At 70.5% G+C, this 25,095-nt stretch carries 20 protein-coding genes and 1 tRNA gene; 12 read left to right on the top strand and 9 right to left on the bottom strand.

The window, feature by feature from the left end; all coding sequences use genetic code 11:
* Positions 1 to 20: 20 nt before the first annotated feature.
* Entirely contained in the window at positions 21 to 4,070 is a 4,050-nt protein-coding gene (locus B7K23_RS00330) for a discoidin domain-containing protein (RefSeq protein ID WP_084124107.1), read from the top strand.
* 199 nt (positions 4,071 to 4,269) lie between these two features.
* Positions 4,270 to 4,689 (top strand): DoxX family protein, encoded by a 420-nt coding sequence (locus B7K23_RS00325; RefSeq protein WP_084124105.1) that lies wholly within the window; start codon positions 4,270 to 4,272, stop codon positions 4,687 to 4,689.
* A gap of 198 nt (positions 4,690 to 4,887) precedes the next feature.
* Here B7K23_RS00325 and B7K23_RS00320 read toward each other — a convergent pair.
* The 6 genes from B7K23_RS00320 to rhaI form a co-directional block, all read right to left on the bottom strand.
* A tRNA-Arg gene (locus B7K23_RS00320) sits at positions 4,888 to 4,960 on the bottom strand.
* 30 nt (positions 4,961 to 4,990) lie between these two features.
* On the bottom strand, positions 4,991 to 6,232 hold the full coding sequence (locus B7K23_RS00315; RefSeq protein ID WP_084126045.1) for an alpha-hydroxy acid oxidase: 1,242 nt from the start codon (positions 6,230 to 6,232) through the stop codon (positions 4,991 to 4,993).
* 19 nt (positions 6,233 to 6,251) lie between these two features.
* Complete coding sequence (locus B7K23_RS00310; RefSeq protein ID WP_084124103.1) at positions 6,252 to 7,706, bottom strand: rhamnulokinase family protein; 1,455 nt, start codon at positions 7,704 to 7,706, stop codon at positions 6,252 to 6,254.
* Positions 7,703 to 9,742, bottom strand: a complete 2,040-nt coding sequence (locus tag B7K23_RS00305) for a bifunctional rhamnulose-1-phosphate aldolase/short-chain dehydrogenase (RefSeq protein ID WP_084124101.1) — start codon at positions 9,740 to 9,742, stop codon at positions 7,703 to 7,705. The genes B7K23_RS00310 and B7K23_RS00305 overlap by 4 nt, the downstream gene beginning before the upstream one ends.
* 48 nt (positions 9,743 to 9,790) lie before the next feature.
* Complete coding sequence (locus B7K23_RS00300) at positions 9,791 to 10,666, bottom strand: alpha/beta hydrolase (RefSeq protein WP_084124099.1); 876 nt, start codon at positions 10,664 to 10,666, stop codon at positions 9,791 to 9,793.
* A 5-nt stretch (positions 10,667 to 10,671) separates the two neighbouring features.
* Positions 10,672 to 11,838: an L-rhamnose isomerase gene (rhaI, locus tag B7K23_RS00295; protein WP_084124097.1), complete on the bottom strand. Its 1,167-nt coding sequence runs from the start codon at positions 11,836 to 11,838 to the stop codon at positions 10,672 to 10,674.
* Positions 11,839 to 12,032: 194 nt separating this feature from the next.
* Between rhaI and B7K23_RS00290 the strand changes: the two genes are divergently transcribed.
* The 5 genes from B7K23_RS00290 (at position 12,033) to B7K23_RS00270 (ending at position 17,657) form a co-directional block, all read left to right on the top strand.
* On the top strand, positions 12,033 to 13,037 hold the full coding sequence (locus B7K23_RS00290; protein ID WP_084124095.1) for a LacI family DNA-binding transcriptional regulator: 1,005 nt from the start codon (positions 12,033 to 12,035) through the stop codon (positions 13,035 to 13,037).
* 109 nt (positions 13,038 to 13,146) lie between these two features.
* Entirely contained in the window at positions 13,147 to 13,494 is a 348-nt protein-coding gene (locus tag B7K23_RS00285) for a hypothetical protein (RefSeq protein WP_143338010.1), read from the top strand.
* Between the two features lie 53 nt (positions 13,495 to 13,547).
* Entirely contained in the window at positions 13,548 to 15,224 is a 1,677-nt protein-coding gene (argS, locus tag B7K23_RS00280) for an arginine--tRNA ligase (protein WP_084124091.1), read from the top strand.
* A gap of 3 nt (positions 15,225 to 15,227) precedes the next feature.
* Complete coding sequence (gene lysA / locus B7K23_RS00275) at positions 15,228 to 16,565, top strand: diaminopimelate decarboxylase (protein WP_084124089.1); 1,338 nt, start codon at positions 15,228 to 15,230, stop codon at positions 16,563 to 16,565.
* A gap of 45 nt (positions 16,566 to 16,610) precedes the next feature.
* On the top strand, positions 16,611 to 17,657 hold the full coding sequence (locus B7K23_RS00270) for a nucleoside hydrolase (RefSeq protein ID WP_084124087.1): 1,047 nt from the start codon (positions 16,611 to 16,613) through the stop codon (positions 17,655 to 17,657).
* A gap of 76 nt (positions 17,658 to 17,733) precedes the next feature.
* On the opposite strand, the gene B7K23_RS00265 is transcribed toward B7K23_RS00270, so the two are convergent.
* Positions 17,734 to 18,582, bottom strand: a complete 849-nt coding sequence (locus tag B7K23_RS00265) for an SDR family oxidoreductase (protein WP_084124085.1) — start codon at positions 18,580 to 18,582, stop codon at positions 17,734 to 17,736.
* Between the two features lie 95 nt (positions 18,583 to 18,677).
* Between B7K23_RS00265 and B7K23_RS00260 the strand changes: the two genes are divergently transcribed.
* Positions 18,678 to 19,085: a helix-turn-helix domain-containing protein gene (locus B7K23_RS00260; RefSeq protein WP_084124083.1), complete on the top strand. Its 408-nt coding sequence runs from the start codon at positions 18,678 to 18,680 to the stop codon at positions 19,083 to 19,085.
* Between the two features lie 63 nt (positions 19,086 to 19,148).
* Here B7K23_RS00260 and B7K23_RS00250 read toward each other — a convergent pair whose 3' ends face one another.
* Both B7K23_RS00250 and B7K23_RS00245 read right to left on the bottom strand, forming a co-directional pair.
* Entirely contained in the window at positions 19,149 to 19,697 is a 549-nt protein-coding gene (locus tag B7K23_RS00250; protein WP_084124078.1) for a hypothetical protein, read from the bottom strand.
* Positions 19,694 to 20,614 carry a DUF817 domain-containing protein gene (locus B7K23_RS00245; protein ID WP_234996345.1) on the bottom strand — a complete coding sequence of 307 codons (921 nt, stop codon included), beginning with the start codon at positions 20,612 to 20,614 and terminating at the stop codon, positions 19,694 to 19,696. Before B7K23_RS00245 ends, B7K23_RS00250 begins: the two co-directional genes overlap by 4 nt.
* Before the next feature lie 167 nt (positions 20,615 to 20,781).
* On the opposite strand from B7K23_RS00245, the gene B7K23_RS00240 reads away from it, so the two are divergent.
* Genes B7K23_RS00240 through B7K23_RS00225 form a run of 4 tightly spaced genes read left to right on the top strand, consistent with a single transcriptional unit; the run spans position 20,782 to position 25,085 of the window.
* A complete protein-coding gene (locus B7K23_RS00240) occupies positions 20,782 to 22,077 on the top strand; it encodes a homoserine dehydrogenase (RefSeq protein WP_084124076.1) in 1,296 nt (431 codons plus the stop codon).
* Complete coding sequence (gene thrC / locus B7K23_RS00235) at positions 22,077 to 23,135, top strand: threonine synthase (RefSeq protein WP_084124074.1); 1,059 nt, start codon at positions 22,077 to 22,079, stop codon at positions 23,133 to 23,135. Before B7K23_RS00240 ends, thrC begins: the two co-directional genes overlap by 1 nt.
* A 2-nt stretch (positions 23,136 to 23,137) precedes the next feature.
* Entirely contained in the window at positions 23,138 to 24,070 is a 933-nt protein-coding gene (gene thrB / locus B7K23_RS00230; RefSeq protein WP_084124072.1) for a homoserine kinase, read from the top strand.
* A 49-nt stretch (positions 24,071 to 24,119) separates the two neighbouring features.
* The gene (locus B7K23_RS00225; protein WP_084124070.1) at positions 24,120 to 25,085 is read left to right on the top strand and encodes an FUSC family protein; all 966 of its coding nucleotides are present in this window, start codon (positions 24,120 to 24,122) and stop codon (positions 25,083 to 25,085) included.
* Positions 25,086 to 25,095 lie beyond the last annotated feature (10 nt).

The following is a 25,095-nucleotide window of genomic DNA, read 5'->3' as shown; positions in this document are numbered from 1 at the left end:
GCCGACACAGGGAGAAGATCATGACACGAGGCAGCGTCGCCTCATTGCTCACAGGCGCCCTCGCGGGCACCCTGCTCGCGTCCGTGCCAGCGGTCGCGGTCGCCGACACCGCCACCCACGAGACGTTCGTCGACAGGTCCGGCTGGACGGTCACGGCCTCCGAGACCTTCGAATGGCTGCCGATCGCCAACATGATCGACGGCGCGCTCGGCTCGGGCTGGTCGACCGGTCAGGCCCAGTCAGGAGGGGAGTGGATCCAGATCGACGCGGGGGCGGCGATACCGTTCCACGCGGTCGACATGGCGACCGGAGCGGCGGTGAGCGACTACGCGCGAGCGTATGAGATCGCCTACTCGCTCGACGGGGTGACCTGGAGTGATCCCGTGGCGGGCGACGGCGTGGTCGCGGACGGGTCGGTGCGCGCCGAGGTGTGCGACAGCGCCGACCCGTGCTGGGCGCGATACGTCCGCATCGAGCAGACGGGTACGGCGGACAACTGGTGGGTGATCGACGAGCTCAACCTCGTCTCCACCTCCTCCGAGGCGGCGCTCGACCGCTCCTCCTGGACGATCGCCGCATCGGACACGTACGAGTGGCTCCCCCTCGCGAACCTGGTCGATGACGACCTCGGCACCGGCTGGTCCACGGGCAAGGCGCAGGTGGGCGACGAGTGGCTCGAGATCGACGCGGGGGCCCAGGTGACCTTCGACGCCATCGACATGGCGACGGGCTCGGCCACCGAGGACTATGCGCACGGGATCCTCTTCAGCACCTCGACCGACGGGGTGACCTGGGAGGAGCACTTCGACAGCTACGGCACGGTCGTGGACGGCTCCGTCAGGCTCTCGTTCTGCGACGACCTCATCTCGTGCGAGCCGATCACCGCGCGCTACGTGCGGATCGAGCAGACGAGCACCGCCGACAACTGGTGGACGGTCGCCGAGCTGAACCTCATCCTCGGCGACCTGTCCTACGCGGAGCCCGCGGCGTCGCTGTCGCCGCGCTGGGCGCTGATCGGCGACGGCACCACGCTCGCGGTGTCCGGCCTCGCTGCCGGTGAGCCCGTCGCGGCGCTGTCGGAGGACGGCGCGACCCTCGTGCACGGAGTCGCGGACAGCCTCGGCAACGCGCTGCTGACCATCCCGGCTGCGGAGCAGCTCGGCTGGACCACCTACGCGGTGAGCGGTGCCTGGACGGGCTGGTCAGAGGAGGTCGACCTCAAGGTGGTCGACCAGGCGCCTCTCGGGGTCGTCGAGGTGGAGTCCCTCGAGCACGCGTCCGGGACGCTCGCGCTGGACTGGACGGCCATCGAGGGGGCGTCCGCCTACGAGGTCTACCGTTCCACGGGCCTGTACAGCGACTACTCCCTGATCGGGACGGTCGCCGCGACCGAGTACGTCGACGCCGTGGACGACGCGGACCGCTACTCGTTCTACTACGAGGTGGTCGCCGTGAGCGACACCAACGAGAGCCTCGAGCCCTCCGAACCCGTCTCGCTCGAGTCCGAGCTCTTCGGCGACACGATGCACATCTTCAGCGAGACCGACGCGACCGAGGAGGTCGACGCCGTGATCGCCGAGGCCGCGGACGAGCTCGTGCCGTTCGAGTCGGAGCTCAGCGAGGAGCGCGTCGCGTTCGCCTTCAAGCCTGGCGAGTACGACACCGCGGACATCGAGGTCGGCTACTACACGAGCGTGTACGGGCTCGGTGAGACGCCGATGGAGACGACCGTGCCGAGCATCTACGTCGGCCCGAACCAGTGGAACTCCCTGACCAACTTCTGGCGGTCGGTCGAGAACATCGGCATCGACACCGGAAGCGAGGCGAACCAGGTGATCTGGGGCGTGTCGCAGGCCGCGCCTACGCGTCGCCTGTGGGTCAACGGCACTCTTCTGCTCCACGAGTACAAGGCGGCGAGCGGCGGCTTCCTCGCGGACAGCGTCGTGACCGGCGCGACGCAGTCGGGCCCGCAGCAGCAGTACCTCCTGCGCAACAACGAGTTCGAGGGCGGGTGGTCGGACGGCGTGTGGAACATCGTCTTCGTCGGGAACGAGGGCGAGCCGGACGAGCCCGAGGACTGGACCACGGGAACGCCGTACACGGTCGAGGACACGACGGACGTCATCCGCGAGAAGCCCTTCCTCTACCTCGACGACTCGGGCGACTATGCGGTCTTCGTGCCGGGCGTGCGCGAGGACTCGACCGGGGTGTCCTGGTACGAGGACGACATGGGCGAGGGTGAGTCGATCTCGATCGATGACTTCTACGTCGCCCAGGCGGACGCGGACGATGCGGACTCGCTCAACGCGGCGCTTGCCTCGGGCAAGAACCTCCTGCTGACGCCCGGAATCTACGAGGTCGACGAGACCCTCCAGGTGGACCGCGCCGACACGGTCGTGCTCGGGCTCGGCATGGCGACGATCCGTCCGACCGGAGGGGTCGACGCGATGCACGTCGCAGATGTCGACGGCGTGACGATCGCGGGCCTCCTCTTCGATGCGACCGAGGACGGCTCGGATCACCTGCTTCAGGTGGGCGAGGAGGGTGCATCCGCCACGCATGCCGATGACCCGATCCTGCTGGCCGACGTCTTCGTCCGGGTGGGCGGGGCTGTCTCGGGCAGCGCCGACGTCTCGGTGGAGATCAACAGCTCCGACGTGATCGGCGACCACTTCTGGCTGTGGCGCGCGGATCATGGTCAGGAGAAGGATGCGACCGGGTGGGACATCAATACGGCCGCCAACGGCCTCGTGGTGAACGGCGACAGGGTCACCGTCTATGGCCTCTTCGTGGAGCACTACCAGGAGTATCAGACGCTCTGGAACGGTGACGACGGGGCCACGTACTTCTACCAGAGCGAGATCCCGTACGACCCGCCGACCCAGGCGGACTATCTGAGCGAGGACGGGACCGTCAACGGCTATGCCTCGTACAAGGTGACGTCCGAGGCTTCCGGCCACTACGTGACGGGCGTCGGCATCTACGACGTGTTCATCCACAACGACGAGTGGGTCGAGATCGAGAACGCCATGGAGGTGTCGCCAGGAACCGAGGTGCGCCACGCCACGACGGTCACGCTCGGCTCGCTCGGCGGACAGAACGCGATCGTCAACGGCGTCGGCGACACGGTCGGGACCGGGATCAACTTCCAGGCGAAGATCGACTCGTTCATCGCGGAGGAGCCCGTGGTCGAGGCGGCCGTGACGGCGGCGTCGGAGCCCTCCGATGACGGCTGGTACGCGGGCCCTGCCACAGTGACGCTTGAGCTCGTCTCCGGGGAGGGAACTCTCCAGGCCTCGGTCGACGGCGGCGAGTGGGCGGACTACGACGCCCCGCTCGTCATCTCCGACCACGGCGCGCACACGGTCGACTACCGCGTGGTGCACTACGGCGGGGTCTACGCACCGGCGTCGGGGAGCGTCGCGCTGCTCGTCGACGCCGAGGATCCCGTCGCGACCGCCGTGCTCAACCCGATCTCGGGTCTGGGCACGCCGTCCTCGCCGGTGCTGCTCTCGCTTGCCGCGACCGATGTCGGCTCCGGTGTCGGTGAGATCGAGTACCGGGTCGAGGGCGGCGCCTGGACCGCGTACGAGGGAGAGGAGGTGGCCCTCGACGAGGTCGGGATGCTCGATGTCGACTTCCGCGCGGTCGACTCGGCCGGCAACACGGGCGAGTCCGGCACGGTGGTGGCGGCGATCGTGGGCGACGTCGTGAACGAGTCGGGCGTCGACTGGTACCGGGAGACGCGGGAGTTCGACGGCGTGACCGTCGCCGTGACGACGATGTGCTCGGACGAGGGCACGGCGGCGATCGAGGTCGCGCTCTCAGCGACCGAGGGTGCTCCCGAGTATGCGGTCTCCGTCTCCTCGGACCGCCTGTATCCCGAGGCGGAGACCGCGGCGATCGTGGCTGGCGAGCCGCGGGTGCTCCTGCTCGACTCCGGTCTGCAGAACAGGCCGGTGAGCGAGATCTCCGTCGTCCTGACGCCCGACGACGGTCACGACGCCGTCGAGGTGCGGCTGCAGACGGCGCGGATCCACTGTGGCAACGGCAAGCTCGTGCTGCCCTAGTCGACGCTCAGCTGCGCTCGCGGGGGTCCCGGAGCCGCGCTCCGGGCCCCCGCGATCCCGCGGGGGAGCGGTGCCCTCACTTCGTCGAGGAGGTCCCCTCGTGTGGCGTTCGGGGGGTCGTCCGCGCAACTTAGTTGCAAACGCAAGTAAATGGCCCTACAGTGTGGTTGTACTTACAACTAACTGAAGGAACCCTCTCATGGACATCGTCTTCCTCGTCGCGCGCATCCTGTTCGCGCTCATCTTCCTGCTGTCCGCCGTCGGCCACCTCACGCAGTCCGACGCGATGGCTCAGTACGCGGCCTACAAGGGTGCCCCGGGCGGCAAGGCCGGCGTCATCCTCTCGGGCGTCGCGATGGGCATCGGCGCGCTCATGGTGCTGCTCGGCGTGTTCGGCGACCTGGGCTCGCTCCTCGTCGCCGCGACGCTGATCCCGATCAGCCTCTTCATGCACGCGCACTGGAAGGAGTCCGACGCGCAGGCGAAGCAGACCGAGCAGGTCTCGTTCAACAAGAACATCGGCCTCATCGGCGGCGCGCTCGCGCTGTTCCTGCTCTTCGCGTCGACCGGCGCGGACATGGGTCTCACGATCACCGGTCCGCTCTTCGCGATCGGCTGATCGCAGCGGCGACTCGGGGCGGCTCTCCTGCGGGAGAGCCGCCCTTCGTCGTGGGGGCCTGGTCCCGTGGGGACCCGACCCCGCATCGTCCCTGGGCCTGGTCCTTCACCGTCGAAGCGTGCCGAGCCCGGATACGCCAAGGACCCCGCCTCTCAGCAGGGTCCTCAGTGGCGCGAGCCATCGCGAGATATCGCGAAGTGCCCCCGACAGGAATCGAACCTGCGACCTTCGGTACCGGAAACCGGCGCTCTATCCGCTGAGCTACGGGGGCCCGCCGCGCACGCGCGGCTAAGAGAGGATATCAGTCCACGGGCGGCGCGATCCGCGTGAGACGCTGCAGCTGCGTCACGTGATCGGGGTTCAGCTCGGCGACGCTCGCGACGCCCAGCAGCTTCATGGTCCGCACGATCTCGGTGCGCAGGATCTCGATGGCCCTGTCCACGCCCTCGCGGCCGCCGGCCATGAGTCCGTACAGGTACGCGCGGCCCACGAGAGTGAAGTCCGCACCCGCCGCGATCGCCGCCACGACGTCGGCCCCGGACATGATGCCCGTGTCGAGCACGATCTCCGTCTTCCCCTTGAGCTCCGCCGCCACCGACGGCAGCAGGTGGAAGGGGATGGGGGCGCGGTCGAGCTGACGCCCACCATGGTTCGACAGGACGATGCCGTCCACGCCGTGGTCGACCACGCGCTTCGCGTCGTCGAGCGTCTGGATGCCCTTGACGACGACCTTGCCCTTCCACTGGTCGCGGATCCACTCGAGATCGTCGAACGTCATGGTCGGGTCGAACAGTGAGTCCAGGAGCTCGCCGATCGTGCCGTCCCACTCGCTGAGAGAGGCGAACTGCAGCGGCTCGGTCGTGAGGAAGTTCCACCACCACTCGGGCCGCGGGATCGCGTTGAGCACGGTGCCGGGCGTGAGCTGCGGCGGGATCGAGAAGCCGTTGTAGCTGTCCCGCAGGCGGGCGCCGGCCGCGGGCACATCGACCGTGATCAGCAGCGTGTCGAAGCCCGCGGCCTCGGCCCGCTCGACGAGCCCCATCGAGGCGTCGCGGTTCTTCTGCATGTACAGCTGGAACCAGTTGCGGCCGCGCGGGTTCGCCTCGGCGACGCCCTCGGGGGAGGTGGTGCCGAGCGTCGACAGCGAGAACGGGATGCCCGCCGCCCCCGCGGCGGAGGCCCCCGCGCGCTCGCCCTCGGCATGCATCATCCGGGTGAAGCCGGTCGGCGCGATACCGAACGGCAGGGCCGAGTTGCCGCCCAGGATCTCCACGGAGGTGTCGAGCTGCGACACGTCGCGCAGGATCGCCGGGTGGAACTCGACGTCCTCGAAGGCCTGCCTCGCGCGAGCCAGCGACAGCTCGAGCTCGGCCGCGCCGTCGGTGTAGTCGAACGCCCCCTTCGGGGTGCGTCGCTTCGCGATGTCGCGAAGGTCTGCGATCTTGTGGGCCTTGCTCAGCCGGCGCTTGCGCGCGTCGGGCTCGAAGCGTCGGAACCTCATCAGCGGCGCGAGGTCCGCCGGCCGGGGTACGCGGCGGGACATCTTCATCTCATCGATCCCTTCAGATTCGTGTGGATGCGGGGGCGCTCATGGCGTGAGCGCGGGGGGTGTAGGTGCGCGGCGAGAATGCGCGCGCCACCAGGTCTCTCATGGACTCAAGCGTGCCACCGACGGCACCGAGCGCCCGTGCCTGCACGAGCACGTTGCCGATCGCCGTGGCCTCGATCGGGCCGGCGACGACGGGCATGCCCGACAGGTCCGCCGTGCGCTGGCACAGCAGCTCGCCCTGGCTCCCGCCGCCGACCATGTGGATCCGGCGCACCTCCTGGCCGCTGAGCGACGAGGCGGTGCGGACGGCCTCCGCGAAGGCCGTCGCGAGGCTCTCGACGATCGACCGTGCGATCTCGGCCCGGGTCTGCGGCGCGCGCATCCCGTGCTCCTCGCAGTAGGCCGCGATCCGGGGCGACATGTCACCGGGAGGGGAGAAGCGCGGGTCGTTCGCGTCGAACACGGGGATCTCGCCGGTGACCTCGGCGGCCGCGCCGAGAAGCGCGACCAGGTCGACCTGGGCGCCATCCTCGCGGCTCCATGCGGCCACCGTCTCGTTGAGGAGCCACAGTCCCATGACGTTGTGCAGGAAGCGGGTGCGGCCGTCGACGCCGCCCTCGTTCGTGAAGTTCGCCTCGCGGGCCGCGGTGCTGAGCACCGGGGTCTCGGTCTCGACGCCCACGAGCCCCCACGTGCCGCACGAGATGTACGCGCCTCCGGGCTCGGTCATCGGGGTGGCCACCACAGCCGAGGCCGTGTCGTGGGATCCGACGGCGACCACGGGCGTCGTCTCTGCCAGCCCCGTCGCGGCGACGACGTGGGGAAGCACGGTGGCGATCGTCTCCCCGGGCTGGACGAGGCGAGGGAAGATCGCGCGCGGCAGGCGGAGCCTGTCCATGAGCTCCCCGTCCCAGTCCTTGGTGATCACGTCGAGCAGTCCGGTCGTCGACGCGTTGGTGGACTCCGCGACGGTCGCGCCCGTGAGGTACCAGGCGATCAGGTCGGGGACCAGGAGCATGCGGTCCGCGACGTCGAGCATGCCCGCCTCGCGCTCGACCGCGAGCTGGTAGAGCGTGTTGAACGGCAGGAACTGGAGGCCGTTGCGGGCGTAGAGCAGGCTGAACGGCTCGTCGGCGTGCACGAGCTCCACGCCGTGCGCGGTGCGCTCGTCGCGGTAGTGGAACGGCTCGCCGAGCACGCGGTCGCCGCGCATCAGCGCGTAGTCCACGGCCCAGGAGTCGATGCCGATCGAGGCGATGGTCTCGGTCGCCGCCGCGGACCGCAGGCCCTCGACGACGTGCGCATAGAGCTGCTGGACGTTCCAATGGAGCCCGTCCGGGGTGGCGAGCGGGCCGTTCGGGAAGCGGCCCGCCTGCTCGAGCTCAAGCGTGTCGGGTCCCACGCGGCCGACCATGACGCGACCCGAGGTCGCGCCGAGGTCGACGGCGGCGACCGAGACCGCGCTCATCGGAGGAAGGCCGCAGCCACACCTGCATCCACGGGGATGTGCAGGCCGGTGGTGTGCGTCATGTCAGGGCCGGTGATCATCGCGGCCGCGTTGGCGACGTGCTCGGGAAGCACCTCGCGCTTCAGAATGGTGCGCTGAGCGTAGAACTTGCCCAACTCGTCCTCCTCGATTCCGTAGGTCTTGGCGCGGTTGGCTCCCCAGCCGCCGGCGAAGATGCCGGAGCCGCGGACCACGCCGTCGGGATTGATGCCGTTCACCTTGATGCCGAACTCTCCGAGCTCGACGGCGAGCAGCCTCACCTGGTGCGCCTGATCCGCCTTGGTCGCGGAGTAGGCGATGTTGTTCGGGCCCGCGAACACGGAGTTCTTGGACGCGATGTAGACGATGTCGCCACCCATCTCCTGGGCGATCATCACGCGGGCGGCGGCCTGGGAGACCAGGAACGAGCCCTTCGCCATGACGTTGTGCTGCAGGTCCCAGTCCTTGTCGGTCGTCTCGAGCAGAGACTTCGACAGGGACAGCCCGGCGTTGTTCACGACGAGGTCGACGCCTCCGAACGCGAGCACCGCCTCGTTCATGGCAGCGGTCACGGCCTCAGGGTCGGCCACGTTCGCCGCGACGCCCACGGCCACGTCGGGTCCGCCGAGCTCGGCCGCGGCGGCCTGCGCCTTCTCGAGGTCGAGGTCCGCGATGACGACGCACGCGCCGTCGGCCGCGAGGCGGGTGGCGATCGCCTTCCCGATGCCCGAGGCGGCGCCCGTGACGAGCGCGACGCGCGTCGCGTGGCTCTTCGGCTTGGGCATCCGCTGGAGCTTGGCCTCCTCGAGCGCCCAGTACTCGATGTTGAACTTCTCGGCGTCGGAGATCGGCGCGTAGGTGGACAGCGCCTCGGCGCCGCGCATCACGTGGAGAGCGTTGATGTAGAACTCGCCGGCAACCCGGGCGGTCTGCTTGTTGCGGCCGAAGGAGAACATGCCGACGCCCGGCACGAGCACGATGGCCGGGTCGGCTCCGCGGATCGCGGGGGAGTCCTCGGTCGCGTGCGCGTCGTAGTAGGCCTGGTAGTCGGCCCGGTACTCGTCGTGCAGCTCCTTGAGGCGGACGATGCTGTCCTCGATCGACGCATCGGCCGGAAGGTCGAGCACCATCGGCTTGACCTTGGTGCGCAGGAAGTGGTCCGGGCACGAGGTTCCGAGCTCGGAGAGACGCGGGTGCTCCGCGTGGGCCAGGAAGTCGAGCACCACGTCGGCGTCGGTGAAGTGGCCGATCTGCGGCGCATCCATCGAGGCGAGCCCGCGGATCACGGGCGCGAGCGCGGCGGCCTTGGCGCGCCGCTCGGCCTCGGGCAGCGCACCGTAGCCGTCCAGCGCGGGGCCGAAGGGCTCCGGCTTGCCGTGCTCCGCGATGTACGCCGCGGCGGTGTCGATGATCTGCAGCGAGCGGGACTCGCACTCCTCGGAGGTGTCGCCCCAGGCGGAGATGCCGTGGCCGCCAAGGATGCAGCCGATCGCCTGCGGGTTGGCCTCCTTGATCGCCGCGATATCGAGCCCGAGCTGGAAGCCCGGGCGGCGCCACGGCACCCACACGACGGAGTCGCCGAAGATCTTCCGGGTGAGCTCCTCGCCGTCGACGGCGGTCGCGATCGCGATGCCCGCGTCGGGGTGGAGGTGGTCGATGTGGGTCGCGTCGACCAGGCCGTGCATCGCGGTGTCGATCGAGGGGGCGGCGCCACCGCGACCGTAGAGGCAGTAGTCGAAAGCGGCGACCATCTCGTCCTCGCGCTCGACGCCCGGATAGGTGTCGACGAGTCCACGAAGGCGGTCGAGCCGGAGGATCGCGAGGCCGTTCGTGCCGAGCGTGCCGAGGTCGCCTCCCGAGCCCTTCACCCACATGAGCTCGACGTCCTCGCCGGTGGCCGGGTCGGTCGCGGTGCCCTTGGCGGACGTGTTGCCGCCCGCGAAGTTCGTGTTCTTGGGGTCGGAGCCGAGGCGGTTCGATCGATCGATGAGCGCGTCTGCGACGGTGGGGACTGTCATGTGCGTTTCCTCTCTGGGGAGTTGAGGTCGGGGTCGTGCGTGGAGGCGTCAGCGGGTTGCCGACCACTCCAGGAGGCGTTCGAGCGTGCGCGCGAACGCGGGAAGTTCGGGCCGGTTGAGATGGCCGTGCAGGGTGCCTGGCTCGACGTGGTGGCGTACGTCGACACCCGCCTGGGCCAGCTGTGCGGCGAAGCGCTCGCCGGACGGGCGCAGGTCGTCCGCCTCGGAATCGATCACGAGCGTGGCCGGCAGCCCGGCAGGGTCTCCCTCCCCGGCGAACGCGCGGGGGTCCGTGAGCAGCGACTCGTCGCCGGCGACGTAGTTGAGGTTCATGGTGCGGATCACGTCCGCGGGGAAGCGCGCGTCCTGCGGCGCGGTCGCGATCGCGGCCGCGGTCTCCGGGGTCGGCTCGGGCATGGTCGCGTGCAGCACCGGATAGGCCAGGAAGAGCCCGGCCGGGACGATGCGGTCGTCGCCTCCGCGTGCGCGCTCGCGAAGCTCCACCGCTGCGCCCGCCGCAAGATTGCCGCCCGCGCTCGCGCCGCCGAGCAGCACCGCGTCGGGCGCCGCGCCGAGGTCCTCCGCGTGGTCGACCATCCAGTCGAACGCGGCGATCACGTCGTCGTGCGCGGCCGGGAAGGGGTGGCCGCCCGTGCCGATGCGGCCGGTCTCGAAGTCGGGCTCCGGGGCGAGCCGGTAGTCGACGGACAGCACCGCCCAGTGGTGGGCGGCGAGCCATGTGGCGGTCGCATCGGCCTCGGGCATGTCGAGGTCGCCGAAGGCGAAGGCACCACCGTGGACCCAGACGAGGGCGCGCTCGCACGACGCGGAGGCCCGGTACAGGCGCGCCCTCACAGGCGCGTCCTGTCCGGGTGCCTCCACGCTGAGCACGTTGACCCCGTAGCGGGTCACGCTGAGGGGCATGATGCTCAGGCGCCCCAGCCGGCCTGGACGCCGCCCACGCGCTCCTCGGCGATCTTCGCGAGGTAGCCCGACTCGGCGAAGGCCTTCATCGGGTCGGCGGGCAGGCCGCGCGACTCGCGCCACTCGGCGAGGTCCGCGCGGACGTCCGTGTAGAAGGCGTCCATCATGATGCCGTTGGCCTTCAGGACATCGCCCTCGATCTGCGCGGCGGTGAGCGCCTCGCGGTCGATGAGCAGCGCGCGGGCCGTCATCTCCTGGACGTTCAGCACCGAGCGGATCTGGCCGGGGATCTTGTCCTCGATGTTGTGGCACTGGTCGAGCATGAACGCGGTGTCGCCGTCGTTTCCGTAGCCGCCGCCCACGATCACCTCGTTGATGATGCGGAACAGCTGGAACGGGTCCGCCGCGCCCACGATGAGGTCGTCGTCCGCATAGTTGCGCGAGTTGAAGTCGAACGAGCCGAGCTTCCCGAGGCGCAGCAGCTGCATCACGATGAACTCGATGTTGGTGCTGGGGGCGTGGTGTCCGGTGTCGAGGCACACCGTCGCGCGCTCGCCGAGCGCCGCGACCTGGGCGTAGCTCGTGCCCCAGTCCGGAACGTCCATGTGATAGAACGCCGGCTCGAAGATCTTGTACTCGAGGACCAGGCGCTGGTTCTCGCTGATCCGCGCGTAGATCTCCTGAAGCGACTCGTGCATGCGGTCCTGACGCCCGCGCATGTCGTCCTGACCCGCGTAGTTGGTGCCGTCGGCGAGCCAGATCTTGAGGTCGCGCGACCCGGTCTGGTCCATGATGTCGATGCACTCGAGGTGGTGGTCGATCGCCTTGCGGCGGATGCGGTCGTCCCGGTGCGCGAGCGAGCCGAGCTTGTAGTCGTCGTCCTGGAACGTATTCGAGTTGATCGTCCCGAGCGCGACGCCGTTGTCCTCGGCGTGCTTGCGCAGCACCGAGTAGTCGTCGACCTTGTCCCACGGGATGTGGAGCGCGACGGACGGCGACAGGGCCGTGTACTTGTTCACCTGGGCGGCGTCGGAGATCTTCTCGAACGGGTCGCGGGGGGTGCCGGGGGTGCCGAACACCTTGAAGCGAGTGCCGGAGTTTCCAAACGCCCACGAGGGCAGCTCGATGGCCTGCTCCTCGAGGCGGGAGGCGATGTCGGGCGCGAAGGCCATCTTGTCTCTCCTTCGAGATCGCGGCGCTTCGCGGACCCTGGGGCCCGATCCACGCCGACCGGTAGTTGAATCGTTTCAAACACTAGGCCAGGATGGAGGCCGGAGTCAAGCGCAGGGCCGATCGTGCCGATCGGACCTGCGCTAGCCTGCAGGTCAAGACCCGGCGGGCGACGATGGGGAGAAGGAGGTCGGCCATGGCGGTGAGCGTCAAGGAGGTCGCGGCGCGCGCGGGCGTGTCCGTCGGCACGGTCTCGAACGTCCTCAACCGCCCCGACATGGTCAAGGCGGAGACCGTCGAGAAGGTGCATGCCGCGATCGACGAGCTCGGCTACGTGCCGAACGCCGCGGCGCAGGCTCTTCGCGAGGGTCAGAGCCGGAGCATCGGCTTCGTCGCGCTCGACGTGACCAACCCGTTCTTCACCGATGTCGCCCGAGGGGCCGAGCGTGAGGCCGCTCGCAAGGGGCTGAGCGTGCTGCTCGCCAACTCCGATGAGAACGCCGAGCGCGAGCAGTCCCATATCGAGCTGTTCGAGCGTGGTCGCGTGCGCGGCCTGCTCGTGTCCCCGCTCGCCGAGGACCTGGGCCGGCTGCGCGACGTCCGTCGCCGCGGGATCCCCGTCGTCCTCGTGGACAGGGGCACCGAGGACACGTCGTTCGCCTCCGTGGCCGTGGACGATGTGGCGGGTGGCGAGATCGCCGCGCGGCACCTGCTCGACGGGGGCAGGAGGAGGCTCGCGTTCGTCGGCGGGCCGGCGAGCCTGCGCCAGGTGACCGACCGTTACCGCGGGGCGGCTGCCGCCGTCGCGGGCATCGACGACGCGACCATCGAGTTCGTGGAGACCAAGGCGCTGTCCCTCAGGGGAGGCATGCGCGTGGGGGCCGAGCTCAGGCCGCGAGTCGCCGCGGGCGAGATCGACGGGATCTTCGCGGCCAACGACCTGCTCGCGATCGGTCTTCAGCAGGGCCTGCTGGGCGGCGACGAGCCCGTGACGATCCCCGGCGACGTCGCACTCGTCGGCTACGACGACATCTCGTTCGCCGCGGCGGCCGTCGTGCCGATCACGTCGATCCGCCAGCCGCGCGAGCTCATCGGCGAGACGGCGGTCACGCTGCTCGAGGAACTGCGCGAGCCCGACGCCCAGCCGCGCCAGGTGGTCTTCGCGCCCGAGCTCGTCGTGAGGGCCTCGAGCCGCGCCTGACCGCGCTCGCTGCTCAGGCGACGCCCGAGGTGCACCGGGTGCCGCATCGTCCCTGGTGCGGGGCGACTTCGCCCAGCGCGCCCTGGGCGTCGCGCGGTACCGTGGAGGCATGAGGACGATGCGACGGCAAGCGGTCCTGCTCGTGGCCGTGGGGGTGCTCGCGCTCGCGGCGTGCAGGCCGATCGGGACGGGCGAGGCGAACGCGGTCGGCACCGTGGCGGCCGTGGCGGCGTCGGGAGACACGGTGTCGCTGTCGTTCATCCCCGACACGGGATACGAGTACTACTCCGGCACGATCTTCGAGGTCGGCCCCGACGTGAACGTGTGGGACTCGGGCTGGAACGGCATCGAATCCACGTCGATCCCCGCGGGCGCGACGATCGAGGTGTGGGCCGACATGTGCGCCGAGTCGTACCCGGTCCAGTGCGACGTCACGGGCGTGAGGGTGCTCGACTGAGGCGGTCCTCGTTGGCGGTGCTGGGGCGGTGCCTGCGCCGATAGAATCGGCAGGTGACTCCCGAGCAGCTCAGCGAAGCAATCCGTGCCGCCCTTCTTCAGGGGATCGACGACAGCGACTTCCAGCTGTCACCGTTCGACGTCCCCGAGGACATCCGCGTGGAGCGACCGCGCCAGCGAGAGCACGGCGACTGGTCCACCAACGTCGCGATGCAGCTCGCGAAGAAGGCCGGCACCAACCCGCGCGAGTTCGCGTCGACGCTCGTCGAGCGCCTCGCCGAGATCGACGGCATCGACACCGCCGAGGTCGCTGGCCCTGGCTTCATCAACATCCGCCTCGCGGCCGGCGCCGCGGGCGAGCTGGCGCGCACCATCGTCCTCGCGAACGGCGCCTTCGGCCGCGGTGAGACGCTCAAGGGCACGACGGTCAACGTCGAGTTCGTGTCCGCGAACCCCACCGGTCCGATCCACCTCGGCGGTACGCGCTGGGCAGCCGTCGGCGACTCGCTCGCACGACTGCTCGAGTTCCACGAGGCCCGCGTCATCCGCGAGTACTACTTCAACGACCACGGCTCGCAGATCGACAACTTCGCAAAGTCGCTCGTCGCCGCGATCAAGGGCGACGACACCCCGGAGAACGGCTACGGCGGCGACTACATCCAGGAGATCGCCAACCAGGTGCTCATCCAGGCCATGGAGGTAGGCGAGAAGGATCCGCTGGAGCTTCCGGCCGACGAGATGCAGGAGTTCTTCCGTTCGCGCGGCGTGCACCTGATGTTCGACGAGATCAAGCAGGAGCTCAAGGACTTCGGCGTCGAGTTCGACGTCTACTTCCACGAGGAGGCGCTGCACTCCGAGGGCAAGGTCACCGCGGCGCTCGACGAGCTCAAGTCCAACGGCGCGCTGTACGAGTCCGAGGGCGCGTGGTGGCTGAGGTCGACGGAGCACGGCGACGACAAGGATCGCGTCGTCATCAAGTCCGACGGCAACGCCGCGTACATCGCGGGCGACATCGCCTACATCCGTGACAAGCACGAGCGCGGTGCGGACCTGTGCATCTACCTGCTCGGCGCCGACCACCACGGCTACATCGCGCGCCTCAAGGCCGCGGCCGCCGCGCTCGGCTATGACCCCGCCTCTGTCGAGGTCATCATCGGTCAGATGGTCAACCTCGTGAAGGACGGTCAGCCGGTGCGCATGTCCAAGCGCGCGGGCACGGTCGTGACGATGCAGGACCTCGTCGAGGCCGTCGGCGTCGACGCCGCGCGCTACGCGCTCGCGCGCTCGAGCGCGGACCAGTCGATCGACATCGACCTGGACCTGCTCGCGTCGGCCACGAACGCGAACCCGGTGTTCTACGTCCAGTACGCGCACGCGCGCACCGCCGGCGTCGCGCGCAACGCGGCCGAGTACGGCATCGACCGCGACAAGGGCTTCGACGCCTCGCTCCTGTCTCACGAGTCCGAGGCGGCGCTGCTCGGCGCGCTCGGCGAGTTCCCTCGCATCGTCGCGCAGGCCGTCGAGTACCGCGAGCAGCACCGCGTCGCCCGCTACCTCGAGGACCTCGCGACCGCGTTCAACCGCTGGTACGACCGCACTCGCGTCACCCCGCTGGGCGACGAGGAGGTCACGGACCTGCACCACACGCGCCTGTGGCTCAACGACGCGACCGGCATGGTGCTGCGCACCGGGCTCCACTTGCTGGGCGTCTCCGCGCCCGAGAGGATGTAAGGCGTGAGCGCAGTCTGGTCCCGGACGGTCGAGCGCGGCGACGACGGGGCGCTGCGCGTCGGCGGGTGCGACGTGCGTCAGCTCGCCGGCGAGTTCGGCACGCCGCTGTACATCGTCGACGAGGCGGACCTCCGCGCGAGGGCCGCGGCGTTCCGCGACCACTTCACCGCGGCCTTCGGGCGCCACGGCACGAAGTGCGACGTGTACTACGCGAGCAAGTCGTTCCTGTCCTCGCGGGTGACGCGGTGGATGCTCGACGAGGATCTGCGGATGGACGTCGCGTCGGGCGGCGAGCTCGAGATCGCGCTGCGCGGCGGGATGCCTCCCGAGCGCATCGGTCTGCACGGCAACAACAAGTCGGATGCGGAGATCGAGCGCGCGCTCAAGGTCGGCGTGGGGCGCATCGTCGTCGACTCGTTCGACGAGATCGCGATCCTCGACGCGATCGCCTTCGAGCTCGGCGTCACCGCGCCCGTGATGGTGCGCGTCACCACCGGCGTGCACGCGGGCGGTCACGAGTACATCGCGACGAGCCACGAGGACCAGAAGTTCGGGCTGTCGCTCGCGTCCGGCGCCGCGATCGAGGCGCTGCGGCGCGTGCACGCCGCGGAGAGCCTCGAGCTGCAGGGAATCCACACCCACATCGGCTCCCAGATCCTGTCGATCGACGCGTTCCGCGAGTCCGCGACGCGCATGTTCGGATTGCGGGCCGAGTTCGCCGCCGAGTCCGGCGTCGAGATGCCCGAGGTGGACCTGGGCGGCGGCTACGCGATCTCGTACGTGCCTGGCGCCGAGGCGCTCGAGCCCGAGCGCGCGGCCTTCGAGATCGCCGATGCGGTCGCCGAGGCGCTCAAGGAGGCCGGCGGCACGTGGCCGCGCATGTCGATCGAGCCCGGCCGCGCGATCTCCGGGCCCGCAGGCATGACGCTGTACCGCGTCGGCGTGGTGAAGACCGTGAACCTCGAGGAGGGCGGCCACCGCACGTATGTCGCCGTCGACGGCGGCATGAGCGACAACATGCGCCCGATCACCTACGGCGCGGAGTACTCCGCGACCCTCGCGGCGCGGCTGTCGGAGGAGCCTCCCGCGCTCAGCCGGGTGGTCGGCAAGCACTGCGAGAGCGGCGACGTCCTGGTCCGCAACGTCGAGCTGCCGGGCGACGTCAGCAGGGGAGACCTGCTCGCCGTGCCCGCCACCGGCGCGTACGGGCGCGTGATGGCGAACAACTACAACGGCCTGCTGCGCCCCGCGGTCATCTCCGTGAAGGACGGCCAGGCGCAGGTGCATGTCCGCCGCGACACCATGGAGGACCTGCTCAGCTGGGACGTCGCGCCCGAGTAGAGGCGGGCTGGACAGGGCCCGCGCGGCCGCGCCAGAGTGTCGGGTGTGACGAACATTCCCACGCCCGAGCGGGTCGTCGAGGTGGCGGCGCCGCGTACCTGGAGCCTTGGAGAGGCCCCGTGGACGGGGACGGAGGTGCTGCCGCCGCGGTACCGCGTCATCGTCGACAACGACTTCTCCGGCGACCCGGACGATGTGTTCCAGCTCGCGCATCATCTGCTGTCGCCGAGCGTCGACATCCGGCTCGTCGTCGGCTCGCACCTGAGCGAGGGTGACGGCTTCGACCCCGGCCCCGACACGGCGTCTCACGCGGTCCTGGTCGCGCGCGAGGTCTTCTCTCGGCTTGGGCTCACGGATGACGACCGCATCGTCCTCGGCGCTCAGGCCGCGATGCGCGACCCGAGGACAGCGATCGACTCTCCCGCGGCGAGGGCGATCATCGCCGAGGCCCTGCGCGACGACACGGATCTGCCGCTGTTCTACGCGGCGGGCGGCGGCCTGACGGACCTCGCCTCGGCGCTGCTCATGGAGCCGTCGATCGCGTCGCGGCTCACGGTGGTCTGGATCGGCGGGCCCGAGCACGAGGGCTTCGCCGAGGCGCCTCCCGGCGGCAGCGCGGTCGAGTACAACCTGGCGATCGACGTGGCAGCCGCACAGGTCGTCTTCGCCTCCGAGGCAACGATCTGGCAGGTGCCGCGTGACGCGTACCGCCGATGCCTCGTGTCCTTCGCGGAGCTGCGCACGCGCGTGCGCTCCACGGGGCCGCTCGGCGAGTACCTCCACGACGAGGCGCTCGAGATCCTGCGCGGGGCAGTCGCGCACTCTGGTCGCGGCGCGGGCGAGGCGTATGCGCTCGGCGATCAGCCGCTCGTGCTCCTCACGGCCCTGCAGTCGCCGTTCGAGCCCGCGACGTCCAGCAGCGACTATGTGGTCATGCCTACCCCGGAGATCACTGGCGAGGGTACGTACCGCCACGTCGAGGGGGCGCGCCCGATGCGCGTCTACACGGGCTTCGACACGCGCATGATGTTCGAGGACCTCTACGCGAAGCTCGCTGAGCACGCCGCGTGGCAGCGCGCGGGCGGTCGCTGAGAGCCGGGCCTGCGACAGGTCCTCTGCGCGGTGCGGTCGCCTCGCGGCGAGCGCTGTGCGCACGAGGGCCGGTTGGCTAGAGCGCGGCCTTGATCGCGTCGGCGAGCGAGGTCGGCTTGCGGCCGATGAGGTCGGCGAGGTCTGTCGAGTCGGTGTCGAGGTCGCCCTTCTCGATGCTCGCGTCGATCGAGGCCCAGAAGCCCGCGGTGCCCTCGTCCATGCCGGCCGCGACCATGCCCGCGACGAGATCCTCGACGCTCACATTCGTGTAGGTGATGTCCTTGCCCGACGCCTCGGACAGCGCTGCGGCGAACGCGGCCATGGTGAACGACTCGCCACCGAGCTCGTAGACGGGCTTCACGGTGTCCGCGGTGACGGCGGCCGCCGCGGCCTCGGCGAAGTCCTGGCGGGTGGCTGCCGCGATGCGGCCCTCCCCGGCGGCGCCGACGATCCCGCGCTCGAGGTAGCCGGGGATCTGCGCGGTGTAGTTCTCGGTGTACCAGGAGTTGCGCAGGGAGACGGTCTCGAGCGAGGACTCGGCCAGCAGGCCCTCGGTCGCGACGTGCTCCGGCGCGAGCCCGTTGGTCGTGTCGTCCGCCTTGAGCAGCGACGTGTAGACGAGGCGCTGGACGCCCGCGGCCTCGGCCGCCGTGATCACGGCCTGGTGCTGGGGGAGGCGCTTGCCGGGCTCGGACGCGGAGACGAGGACGAGGCGGTCGACGCCCTCGAGCGCGGCGCCGAGGGTCTCGGGCTGGTCGTAGTCGGCGGTGCGCGCTCGCACTCCGAGGTCGGTGAGGTCCTCGACCTTGGAGGTGTCGCGGGCGAGCGCGATCACGTCGAACGGGGAGATGTGGAGGTCGAGCAGCGACTGGACGATCTTGCGGCCGAGCTGGCCCGAGGCTCCGGTGACGGCGTAGGTGGTCATGGCATCCCTTTCATACAGGCGCGACGTGTTCGCGACCCTGATGCTAACTATTCGATAGTACTTTCTATTCCGCAGTCAAGGCGTATCCTGGGGCCATGTCGATCGACGCACGCGGGGCCGAGGCCCTCAACGCGGAGGCGCCGAGCCGGGAGCTCGTCGCCGACGTCTTCGCGCGCGCCTGCAGCTCGCGCGCCGCGTTCGAGGTCGTCACCGGGAAGTGGGCCTCGCTCGTGCTCCTCGCGCTGGTCGAGGGGCCTCATCGTTTCGGCGAGCTGCGCCGCCTCGTCGAGGGCGTGAGCGAGAAGATGCTCTCCCAATCGCTCCACGCGCTCGAGCGTGAGGGGCTGCTCACGCGCACGGATCACGGCGTGGTCCCGCCGCGCGTCGACTACGCTCTCACGCCGCTCGGGGCGGACATCGCGACCCGCCTGCGCGGCCTCGCCGATGTCCTCCAGGGAGCGGTGTCCGACCTGGATCGCTCGCGCGCGGACTACGACGCGTAGCAGCAGGGGGGCCGACCGGGCACGCGCTGAGGCGCTGGCCCGCGTGACAGCCGAGCTCCCTTCTCAGACCCGCGCCCACGCCCCCAGCGCGTCGATCGCATCGACGATCTCGTCCATCACGCGGTCGAAGACCTCCTGCGGGTGCGACCACGGGTCGTCGAGGCTCCTCAGCGGCACCTCGTGGCGCAGCCGCTCCGCATGCAGGGACGATGCGGCGGCGACCAGGCGCTCGGCCGGGGTGTCCCCGGGCGGTGTTGAGGCCCGCTCGGAAAGGTCGACCGCCTCCTTGATCCCGAACACGTGGTCGGGCAGGAGCCCCTCGCTCTGCGAGATCCAGCGGGAGTGCTGGCTCGTCGCCACGAGCACGAGGTCGGCCCAGCCGATCAGCTCCGAGTCGAGCTGGGTGGGCCGGTGCCGCGGCATCTCGAGCCCGGCTCGCTCGCGCGCGGATCTGCGGATCTCCCGCGTCGCGTCCATTCCGATCTCCGCCCAGGTGCCCGCGGACCTCACCTCAGCCGCGGATCCCCACTCGCGCGCCGCGAGGTAGTGCATCGCGGGGGAGCGGCAGATGTTGCCGGAGCAGATCATGAGGACACGGGCGGGACGGGTCATGGCTCCAGGCTACGTTCTGGCGCGCGGGCGGCTCGCCGCTCGACGCGAGCCTCCGAGCGGCGCCTCGCCCTGGCCTCGCGCCTGACCACGACGACGCTCGGCTCGTCGTCCTCCTTGCCGTCGAGCACGCCCTCGAGACGCTTGAGCGCCGCGACGATCACGAAGCTCAGAGACACGAGCAGGGCCCACGAGCCGACCTTGCCCACATGCACCATCGTCCAGTGGATCAGCTGGTCCGGGTACGCCCAGGCGCCCAGCAGCGTCGCTGCGTTCTCGGCGAACCACAGCGCCAGCCCGATCGCGACGAAGGACAGCAGCAGCGGCATCCGGTACCGATGCTCGCGCACCGTGAAGTGCACGAGGGTGCCGCGCGTCTCGATGAGGAACCCGGCGGCGATCAGCCAGCGCAGGTCCGGGATCCAGTGGTGCGTGAAGAAGTTCGCGTACGCGGCGACCGCGAGGAACGTCATGGGCCACAGGCGGAAGCCGGTCACGCGCAGGTCGAAGCGGCGCCAGGCCTGCACGATGTACGAGCCGACCGCGGCGTACATGAACCCCGAGTACAGCGGCACCCCTGCGACCTTCGACCACGCCTCGTCGGGGTACACCCAAGAGCCCACGTGCACCTTGAAGATCTCCAGCGTGAGGCCCACGAGGTGGAACCCGAGGATCACCCCGACCTCGCGCGTCGTCTCCCATCCCGTCGCCCACAGCACCGCGGTGAGGACGACCGCGAAGATCAGCAGCGCGTCGTAGCGGGGGATCGGCAGGTCGATCACGGACGTCAGCGCGAGCGCGGCGAAGATCGCCAGCGCGAACACGAGCGACTGGAGCTCGAGCCAGACGAAGCCGACCCCGAAGCGCCACAGCCGACGCGGCCGCCAGCGCTCGGGGTCCAGGACGTTGCGTTCCCCCACCCGGCCCATCCTGCCCCACGCGACCGGCGATCCGGGGGAGCGGAGGGCGACTGACGCATCGTCCTCATGCCTGGGCGCGCATCGTCCATTCGCCTGCCTGCGCATCGTCCCTTGCCCGGGACGATGCGGGGGCGGGGCGGCCGTGCTCGCTCGGCTAGGCTGGGGGCGTGTCTGGAGCGCTCAAAGACCCTGTCAAGGTAGCCGTACTCGGGTGCGGAACGGTCGGAACCCAGGTGGTGAGGCTGCTCACGGAGCAGGCCGACGACCTGGCGTGGCGCGTAGGCGCGCCCGTGACCCTCGCCGGCGTGTACGTGAGGGATACCTCGGTGCCCCGTGACGCCGTCGTCCCGGTCGACGCCCTGACGTCCGACGCGGACGCGCTGATCGCGTCCGCCGACGTGGTCGTCGAGGTGATGGGTGGCCTCGAGCCCGCCCGCACCATGATCCTGAAGGCCATCGAGGCCGGCGCCGGCGTCGTGACCGCGAACAAGGCCCTGCTCGCCGCGCACGGTCCCGAGCTGTACGAGGCCGCCGACGCCGCGGGCGTCGACCTGTACTACGAGGCCGCGGTCGCGGGCGCGATCCCGATCGTCCGCCCCGTGCGCGAGTCGCTCGCGGGCGACCACATCACGCGCATCCTCGGCATCGTCAACGGCACCACCAACTACGTGCTCGACGAGATGACGACCAAGGGTCTCGCGTACGGCGACGTGGTCGCGGAGGCGCAGCGCCTCGGCTACGCCGAGGCCGACCCGACGGCCGACGTCGAGGGCTTCGACGCCGCCGCGAAGGCCGCGATCCTCGCGTCGCTCGCGTTCCACCAGCGCGTCGCGCTCGACGACGTGCACCGCGAGGGCATCTCGACCGTGACCAAGGACGACGTGGCCGCCGCGGCCGAGTCGGGCCACGTCATCAAGCTGCTCGCGATCGCCGAGCGTGCCGCCGACGGCGTGGCCGTGCGCGTGCACCCCGCGCTCGTGCCGCTGTCGCACCCGCTCGCGGGCGTCCACGGCGCGTTCAACGCGGTCTTCATCGAGGCCGAGGCCGCGGGCGAGCTCATGTTCTACGGCCAGGGGGCCGGCGGCGCGCCCACCGCCTCCGCCGTGCTCGGCGACATCGTGTCCGTCGCGCGCCACCGCGCGCAGGGAGGCCGCGGCCCGCTCGAGTCGAACTACGCCGACCATCCGGTGCTGCCGATCGAGGCTGTCTCCTCGCGCTTCCAGCTGCGCATGCACGTCGTCGACCGGCCGGGCATGCTCGCCTCGATCGCGTCGACGCTCGGCAACCGAGGCGTATCGATCGAGACCGTGCGCCAGAAGCGCGCGCAGCACGAGAACCACGCGGAGCTCGTCATCGCGACGCACCGCGCGCCCGAATCCGACATGGCACGCGTGCTCGAGGACCTCACGGCCCTCGACGCCGTGCTCGACATCAGCTCCGTGCTGCGAATCGAGGGGGAGTGATGGCCCACGTCTGGCGCGGCATCATCCGCGAGTACCTGGACCGTCTGCCCTTCGAGGAGACCGACACCATCGTCACGCTCGGCGAGGGCGGCACGCCGCTAGTGCCCGCGCCCTCGATCTCGTCCGAGGTCGGGGCCAACGTGTTCGTGAAGGTCGAGGGGATGAACCCCACGGGCTCCTTCAAGGACCGTGGCATGACGTCGGCGATCACGCAGGTCGTCAAGGACGGCGACCACACGGTCGTGTGCGCCTCGACGGGCAACACGTCCGCGTCCGCGGCCGCGTACGCCGCGCACGCGGGACTGCGCTGCGTCGTGATGATCCCGCAGGGCAAGATCGCCGCGGGCAAGATGGCGCAGGCGATCGTCCACGGCGCCGAGCTCGTGCAGGTCGACGGCAACTTCGACGAGTGCCTCGACATCGTCCGCGACCTGTCGGAGAACTACCCCATCGCGCTGGTCAACTCGGTCAACCCGTATCGACTCCAGGGTCAGAAGACCGCGGCGTTCGAGATCGTCGACCAGCTCGGCGACGCCCCCGACATCCACATGCTGCCCGTCGGCAATGCCGGCAACATCTCGGCGTACTGGATGGGCTTCAAGGAGGCGCTTTCGGCCGGAGACGCGAGCCGCCTGCCCAAGATCTGGGGCGTCCAGGCCGCTGGTGCCGCGCCGTTCGTCGCCGGCCACCCGATCAAGGACCCCGAGACCGTCGCGACCGCGATCCGCATCGGCAAGCCCGCGTCGTGGGACCTCGCTGTCGCCGCGCGCGACGAGTCCGGCGGCTGGATCCGGGCCGTGTCGGACAAGCAGATCCTCAACGCGCAGGCGCGCCTCGCGGCCGACGTCGGCGTTTTCGTCGAGCCCGCCTCAGCCGCGCCGATCGCGGGCCTGCTTGCCGCAGCCGCGCTGGGCGAGGTGCCGAAGGACGCGACGATCACCTGCACCGTCACCGGCAATGGGCTCAAGGACACCGCGACCGCGCTCGCGGGCCACGAGGTCGAGCCGACCGTGATCCCCGTCGACACCGAGGCTGCCGCCAAGGTCCTGGGGCTGTAGTCATGCGCATCGCCGCCGACCACGTGCGGGTCTCCGTGCCCGCGACCGCAGGGAACCTGGGCCCGGGCTTCGACTCGCTCGGGCTCGCGCTCGGCGTGCGCGACGAGCTCGAGGTGCGCGCGATCGCCTCCCGGAGCATCGAGATGGAGATCGAGGGCGAGGGGGAGTCCACCCTGCCTCGCGACGAGTCGCACCTCGTGGTGCAGGCCATCCGCGCCGCGCTCGACCACGTCGGCGCCTCGCAGACCGGCCTCGCGATCCGCGCGACCAACCGCATCCCGCACGGCCGGGGCCTCGGCTCGTCGGCCGCGGCCGTCGTCGCGGGCATCACCGCGGCGCGCGCCATGATCTCCGAGCCGGAGGCGCTCGACCGCGCCGAGCGGCTTCGCCTGGCCACCGTCTTCGAGGGTCACCCCGACAACGCCGCGCCCGCGATCTACGGCGGCGCTACCGTCGCGTGGACCGTGGACGGGTCGCCCCGCGCGGCGGCGCTCGAGGTCGGCGAGCAGATCGAGACCGCGGTGCTCGTGCCCGGCGCGACGCTGCCGACCAAGGAGGCCCGCGCGGTGCTGCCGCCGCAGGTGCCCCACACGCACGCCGCGTTCAACGCGGGGCGCTCGGCGCTGCTCGTCCACGCCCTCGCAGGTCGCCCCGAGCTGCTGCTCGACGCGACCGAGGACAAGCTCCACCAGGGCTACCGCGCCGACGTGCTCGGTCCCGCGACCTCGCTGCTGCGGGCGCTGCGTGAGCGCGGCCTCGCCGCGGTGATCTCGGGCGCGGGCCCGTCCGTGCTCGTCATGGGCACTGATCTCGAGGAGGCGGGGCTCGGCTCCGGCCTGCCCGAGTCGGTGCAGGGCATCGGCGACTCCGAGTGGCGCTGCATCCACACCGTCGGCCGCGTGGCCGGCGCGACGGGGGAGCCCGTCGGGGTCTGATCTCGCCCACCTGCTCGCCGCATCGGCCTCGCCGCGCTAGCGTCGGAGCATGTCCCGCGCCGCTGAGTGGATCCCGCCTGCCAAGGTGATGCGCCTCGTCATCGTGCTGGTGACCGTGCTGGTGGCGATCGCGCTCGTCGGCCTGTGGTGGGGAGGCGCCAACGCTGCCGTGGCGTCCGTGCTCGGGGCGGTGTCGGTGCTGATCCTCGCGCTCAAGCAGCCTCCTTGGTGGCACACCGTGGTGCTGGGCCTGGTGACGGCGGCGGGCGCATCGGCGGCCACCGTGGTGGCCGGCTCGTCGTGGGGGCTGGGCCTCGTCGTCGCCGCGACGGTGCTCGCGACGACCCCTCTCGTGCTGCGGCACGGTGCGATCGTGTCGAGCACCCCGGTGGTCGTGGCCCTTGCAGGCATGGAGGCCTCGTCGATCGGCCCCGCGGCGGCGGCCGCCGGCATCATCGCGGCGGCCCTGCTCATGGTGCTCGCAGTCGCCCTGCTGAGGCTCAGCATCCCGCTGCCTCCCGCGCAGGAACGTGCGGTCCTGCTCGCCTACGTCGGCATCCTTGCGCTCGGTTCGGGTCTCGCGGTCGGCGTCGTGACGGCCCTGGGCATCTCGCATGGCTACTGGGTGGTCATCGCGCTGACCGCCGTCCTGGTGCCGGTCGCGGGGGAGACGACGAGCAAGGCGCGCGGCCGCATCGCCGGAACGGTGGCCGGTGCGATCATCGCGTCGGGACTCGCGCTCGTCCTCCCGGGTGCGTTCGCGGCGGTGGTCGCGGCGCTGAGCCTCCTGCTCGGCATCGCGTGGACTGTCATGGGCAGCCAGGCGCGGGGAGCCGGGCTGACTGCCGTGGCGATCGTGCTGCTGTCCTCTGCCGGAGCTGCCGCCGAGGCCTGGGAGGTCGCGGGCGAGCGTGCACTTCTGACGCTCGCGGGAGGGGTGTTCGCCGCGGTGCTGGGCCTCGCCTTCGCGCGCTTCGACCGGCGCGAGGAGGCCCTTGAGGCCGACCGCGAGTAGCGTCGGGAGA

The organism is Demequina sp. NBRC 110054, assembly GCF_002090115.1.
Classification (GTDB): Bacteria; Actinomycetota; Actinomycetes; order Actinomycetales; family Demequinaceae; genus Demequina.
The sequence above is the reverse complement of the archived record's forward strand: the minus strand, read 5'-3'. Positions and strand labels throughout refer to the sequence as shown.

What these genes read in the sequence shown, in the direction of transcription:
- thrB (WP_084124072.1), top strand. Translation starts at nt 23,138, where the DNA reads ATGCGCATCGCCGCCGACCACGTGCGGGTCTCCGTGCCCGCGACCGCA.
- B7K23_RS00325 (WP_084124105.1), top strand. Translation starts at nt 4,270, where the DNA reads ATGGACATCGTCTTCCTCGTCGCGCGCATCCTGTTCGCGCTCATCTTC.
- B7K23_RS00250 (WP_084124078.1), bottom strand. Translation starts at nt 19,697, where the DNA reads ATGACCCGTCCCGCCCGTGTCCTCATGATCTGCTCCGGCAACATCTGC.
- B7K23_RS00310 (WP_084124103.1), bottom strand. Translation starts at nt 7,706, where the DNA reads ATGAGCGCGGTCTCGGTCGCCGCCGTCGACCTCGGCGCGACCTCGGGT.
- rhaI (WP_084124097.1), bottom strand. Translation starts at nt 11,838, where the DNA reads ATGGCCTTCGCGCCCGACATCGCCTCCCGCCTCGAGGAGCAGGCCATC.
- B7K23_RS00225 (WP_084124070.1), top strand. Translation starts at nt 24,120, where the DNA reads ATGTCCCGCGCCGCTGAGTGGATCCCGCCTGCCAAGGTGATGCGCCTC.
- B7K23_RS00300 (WP_084124099.1), bottom strand. Translation starts at nt 10,666, where the DNA reads ATGCCCCTCAGCGTGACCCGCTACGGGGTCAACGTGCTCAGCGTGGAG.
- thrC (WP_084124074.1), top strand. Translation starts at nt 22,077, where the DNA reads ATGGCCCACGTCTGGCGCGGCATCATCCGCGAGTACCTGGACCGTCTG.
- B7K23_RS00260 (WP_084124083.1), top strand. Translation starts at nt 18,678, where the DNA reads ATGTCGATCGACGCACGCGGGGCCGAGGCCCTCAACGCGGAGGCGCCG.
- B7K23_RS00330 (WP_084124107.1), top strand. Translation starts at nt 21, where the DNA reads ATGACACGAGGCAGCGTCGCCTCATTGCTCACAGGCGCCCTCGCGGGC.
- B7K23_RS00285 (WP_143338010.1), top strand. Translation starts at nt 13,147, where the DNA reads ATGAGGACGATGCGACGGCAAGCGGTCCTGCTCGTGGCCGTGGGGGTG.
- B7K23_RS00290 (WP_084124095.1), top strand. Translation starts at nt 12,033, where the DNA reads ATGGCGGTGAGCGTCAAGGAGGTCGCGGCGCGCGCGGGCGTGTCCGTC.
- B7K23_RS00265 (WP_084124085.1), bottom strand. Translation starts at nt 18,582, where the DNA reads ATGACCACCTACGCCGTCACCGGAGCCTCGGGCCAGCTCGGCCGCAAG.
- B7K23_RS00315 (WP_084126045.1), bottom strand. Translation starts at nt 6,232, where the DNA reads ATGTCCCGCCGCGTACCCCGGCCGGCGGACCTCGCGCCGCTGATGAGG.
- B7K23_RS00305 (WP_084124101.1), bottom strand. Translation starts at nt 9,742, where the DNA reads ATGACAGTCCCCACCGTCGCAGACGCGCTCATCGATCGATCGAACCGC.